Raw genomic sequence first — 5074 nt, forward strand, 5'->3', positions numbered from 1 at the left:
AGCCTTCTAGATGTATTTTGTTTTATAGCCATTTCATCATAATCAGCTATTACATTAGCAAATACTGCCAATAATATGAGCACTATTAAAATAACTAAACCTACCATTGCCATTTTACTTTTCTTTAATCTCCGCCATACTTCACTTCTTTGATTTTTCCTTTTCTTTGTTTCTACCAGCTTTTTTTCACTTTTTTCACTAGCTACATCATTTGGCATTCAAAAAAAACCTCCTTTTATCAGACTATTTACTATACTGGGACCTAATTCTAGGATCTATAAATGCATATAGTATATCTACCAAAAGATTGGCTATACTGAAGACCACTGACATAAAAATAACAGATGCTAGTACAGTGGGTGTATCTTTTTGCTTAATTGCCTCAACCATTAATCGTCCTACTCCTGGCCATGAAAAGACAGTCTCTGTAAGGACTGCTCCCCCTAATAAATATCCAAATTGTAACCCTACAACGGTTATAACTGGAATTAGTGCATTACCAAGAGCGTGTTTATTTATTACTTTTTTTTCTTCGACACCTTTTGCCCTAGCAGTTCTAATATAGTCTTGTCTAATAACTTCTAACATTGACGATCTAGTCATACGAGTGATTATGGCTGCAACACCTGTCCCTAATGTAATGGCCGGTAGGATTAAACTAGTAAATCCCATATCTCTTCCTGAGGGAAGCCAACCTAATCTAACTGAAAATAAGAGTATAAGCATAAGTCCTAACCAGAAATTTGGCATCGAAACTCCTAACAAGGCTAGTATCATACTAATACTATCTACTGCCGAATACTGCTTTGTAGCAGATATTATACCTACAGGAATGCCTATGGCCACTGCTATAATCATACCGGCGATGGTTAACTTTAATGTGGCTGGAAACCTAGATAAAACCTCATCAAAAACTGGTCTCTTCGTAGTATAAGATCTACCAAAGTCTCCTTTTACCGCTCGCCTTAAGAACCTTAAATATTGGACAATAAAAGGATCGTTTAAACCCATTTCATCTCTAAGTTTTTGAACTGCTTCTTCTGGAGCATTCTCTCCTAAAATAATTTGAGCCGGGTCACCAGGGGTTAAATACATTATTGTATAGACTATAAAGGTAACCCCTATTATTACTGGAATTAATAAAAGGATCCTTCTAAAAATATATTTATGCATATTTAAACCTCCTTGAAGTAAGGCAATATATGTTGCTAAAGGGCTATGTGGCCATAGCCCTTTAATTTATTTAGTCTATTTCTACTTTATCTAATAAATGATGGCCTGCCGGATGTAACTTAAATCCTTTAACATTGTTTTGTAAGCCTGCATTTTGAGTTTGGAAATATAAGAATAATTGTGGAGCTTCATCTACTATTATTTCCTGAGCTTCATGATAAGCTTTTAATCTTTCATCTTCATCGACAGATTTTTTACCCTTTTCTAAAAGCTTATCTACCTTTTTATTAGTATAGAAAGTTCTATTACCTGCCCCACCATGTTGAGAACTATGAAATAATGGATACAATCCATAATCTGCATCTCCCGTAACAGCTACCCAACCTAAAATGAACATTTCATGTTCACCTTGAGCTGTCCTATCTAAATATGCAGCCCAGTCTAATGTATCTATTTCTACCTTTATACCTACCTCTTTTAATTGTGCTTGTACAATCTCAGTAATTCTACCTCTAACCGGATTGTCATTAGTCCATAATGTTGTTTCAAAACCATCAGGATATCCTGCTTCTTTTAATAATTCCTTTGCTTTTTCCGGATCATATTCATATCCCTCTAAATCAGAATTAAAACCAAATACATCGTCATTAATTGGTGATACTGCTTTATGACCTGCTCCTTCTATAACCACATCTATTATTTCATCTACATCTACTGCATAGTTTAAAGCTTTTCTTACTAATGGGTCATCAAAAGGCTCTTTTTCCGTATTAAAACCAATATATGAAGTGGATAAAGATGGCTCTTCAATTAATTCTAAGCTCTCATGATCTCTTACTTTTTGTAAATCTATCGGTTCAATATCATAGGCTATATCTAATTCTCCAGACTCTAAACCAATAGTTCTATTGTTCCCTTCTTCAATGTTTTGGAATATTACCTTTCCAGTTTTTGCTGGTTCTCCAAAATAATCATCAAACTTAACTAAAGTTACACTATCTCCAGATTCCCAGTTTTCAAGCTTATATGGTCCTGTTCCCACTGGTTTTTGTCCATAGTCATCTCCTGCTTCAGTTACTGCTTTTTCATTTAATATCGAAGAAGCTGGATGAGCTAAATGAGCAAGTAATGGTCCAAAAGGATATTCAGTCTTTAATATTACTGTATAATCATCTGGTGTTTCTACTGATTCTAAGGCTTCAACGATATGAGCCACTTCACTAGATTCCATCATTCTTTCAAAAGTAAACTTTACATCACTTGCTTTTAGTTCTTCACCATTGTGGAATTTAACACCTTCTACTAATTTAAATTCCCAAGTTTCATCATCGATTTTTTTCCAAGACTCTGCTAAGCCTGGCCCTATTTCCATATTTTCATCCATATCAAGTAAAGTATTATATATTTGACTATTGATTCTAGATGAAGGCTGGTCATTAGATCCATGTGGGTCTAATGTTTTTGCGTCCGAACCCTGGGCTACTACTAATGCATCTTTTTTCCCACTACAACCTGATAAAGCAACAGTTAAACTTAATAATACAACTAACAAAATAAGAACTTTTTTACTTCTAAACACGTTACCTCCCCCTTCAATTTATTAAATTAGTTAATTGCATAATGCTGTATCTTACGTAAATACTGCATTATACTATATTGAAATGGCCAGAATCCCCTATTTTGAATATATTAAATAATCCTCGATGAATAACTAAGCTAAAAATAAGAGGAAAATTCTATGCCAGTTTCATCTAACAGCTAAATTTATCTATTGTTTCTATTAATGCTATAGTCTTATTCAAAAAAATAATTTTTATATTATCAAAAGCACCCTGATTTAAATTTCACGACTTAAGACTTATAAATTTAAATAATTGTAAATTCTTTATTTTGCTATGTCCTTTTAATATTCAATCTATAATTTCAATTTTCTGTCTTTGTACTTTTGAGAATAGCTTTGAAGATAAATTATGCCACTATCTGATTCCTTAAAAAATAGAGACATAAATACAAAATTAAACTATATACATATATATATCTATATGTCTTAAGGTACAACTTTAATGCTTTATATCATTTTACAAACCACGACATTTTTTGCTTAATATATTTACATCAATATTACACTATAATCACATTTTTTGCAAGGTTGCATTTTTTCTGAATATTATGTTTTCTGAATATATTTTCTTACATTTATTCATGTAACCGCTAATATATCAAATTTAATATAAAAACTTTCTATAATTTATTAAACAAAAAACTAGATATAAAGGCAAACTTTCTTCATATCTAGTGTGTTTTTATTAAAGTATTTTTTTAAAGTGAGAAAGAAGGACAGTCCTTTTTTCTCAATCTTTCGACTTATATTTCATTTCTGAGCATATCTTCGTAGGTCTCCCTTTTTGCTATTAGCCTGTCCTTTCCCTTGCTACACATTACTGCTGCTGGTTTTGGTAGTTTATTATAGTTACTAGCCATTGAATAATTATAGGCCCCTGTATATAAAATAGCTAGTATATCTCCTTGTTCCACTTTAGGTGTTTTCAAATCCCAGATTAATATATCTCCAGACTCACAACATTTACCAGCCATAGTCACAAGTTCTGTAGACTCTAAATTCATTTTATTTGCTATTACACCATTATATTTTGCACCGTATAGGCTTGGTCTTGGATTATCTGGCATTCCGCCATCTACAGACACATAGGTTCTAACACCTGGTATTTCTTTTATAGAACCTATTGTATAAAGAGTAATACCAGCTTTTTCAATAATCCATCTACCTGGTTCTATTATAACTGTTGGTCTTTTCAACTCATACTTATTACAATAACTTTCTAACTCCTCCATAATGGCATCAGTATAATATTCTATTAGTTTTCTCCCAAAACCTCCACCAACATTTAATTCAACAGTATCAAAATTACACTCTTCTTTGACTTTCTTCATTAAGCTTGTTATTATTCTTATGGCTTCCATATAAGAATCTTTTGTATTAATTTGAGAACCTATATGAAAGTGAAAGCCAAGTAGGTCTATATTATTGGAATCCATTGCTTTTTCAATTGCATTTTTAAGAATTTTTCCATTAAGGGGTATTCCAAATTTTGAGTCTACTTGCCCTGTTTGAATATATTTATGAGTATCACTATTAACACCTGGAGTAATCCTAAACAATATTTTTACTTCTTTATTAAATTCTTCTGAAATTTCCTCAATTAATTCTAGCTCATATAAATTATCTACTACTATTCTTCCAATATCATTAGTAATTGCCATTTTTAGTTCATCATAACTTTTATTGTTTCCATGAAAAATAACTTTTTCCATAGGAAAGCCAACTTCCAAAGCTGTATATAGCTCGCCACCAGATACTACATCCATACCTAAACCTTCTCTTTTAATAACTCTAGCCATTTCCTTTGTCAAAAACGCTTTACTTGCATATACAGCATAAGTATTTTCATATTTGTATAAAAATTTATTTTTGATTTCATCAATTCGATTTACAATGAAATCTTCTGAAATTACGTATAATGGTGTACCATATTTTTTTGCTAAATTAACTACATCACATTCTGCAAAAATCATATTGTTCATTTTTTCACCCTTTCTATTTCATCCCAGTGTTAAAAATAACAGTGTATTTAAACACATAGATTTTGCTCTTTAAATTTTTTATATAATTTATTAAAGAAAAACCACACTTAACAATATATTAAAACTTTCTTTTTTAGTCTCATAATCTTCCCTCCGCAATTAATATTATATAATATTGTATTCCCTTAAAATAGTTATTTACACTTCTTAAATCTATTATTAATAAAATAAGAATTACCTTTCCAATGGCCTTTGGATATTTTTAGAATACTTAGAAACTATATTATTATATCAATTT

General features: G+C 31.1%; 4 protein-coding genes. All 4 read right to left on the reverse strand.

Going from position 1 to position 5074, the window contains the following annotated elements; genetic code table 11:
- Positions 1 to 218 (reverse strand): ABC transporter permease (locus VK071_06645; protein HLR34996.1); only part of this gene is annotated, 218 nt, incomplete at its 3' end.
- A gap of 25 nt (positions 219 to 243) precedes the next feature.
- A complete protein-coding gene (nikB, locus tag VK071_06650) occupies positions 244 to 1173 on the reverse strand; it encodes a nickel ABC transporter permease (protein HLR34997.1) in 930 nt (309 codons plus the stop codon).
- Positions 1174 to 1243: 70 nt separating this feature from the next.
- Positions 1244 to 2752: a glutathione ABC transporter substrate-binding protein gene (locus tag VK071_06655; GenBank protein HLR34998.1), complete on the reverse strand. Its 1509-nt coding sequence runs from the start codon at positions 2750 to 2752 to the stop codon at positions 1244 to 1246.
- Positions 2753 to 3537: 785 nt separating this feature from the next.
- Complete coding sequence (gene lysA, locus VK071_06660) at positions 3538 to 4776, reverse strand: diaminopimelate decarboxylase (protein HLR34999.1); 1239 nt, start codon at positions 4774 to 4776, stop codon at positions 3538 to 3540.
- Positions 4777 to 5074: the final 298 nt, after the last annotated feature.

It is taken from the genome of Tissierellales bacterium, assembly GCA_035301805.1.
Lineage (GTDB): Bacteria > Bacillota > Clostridia > Tissierellales > DATGTQ01 > DATGTQ01.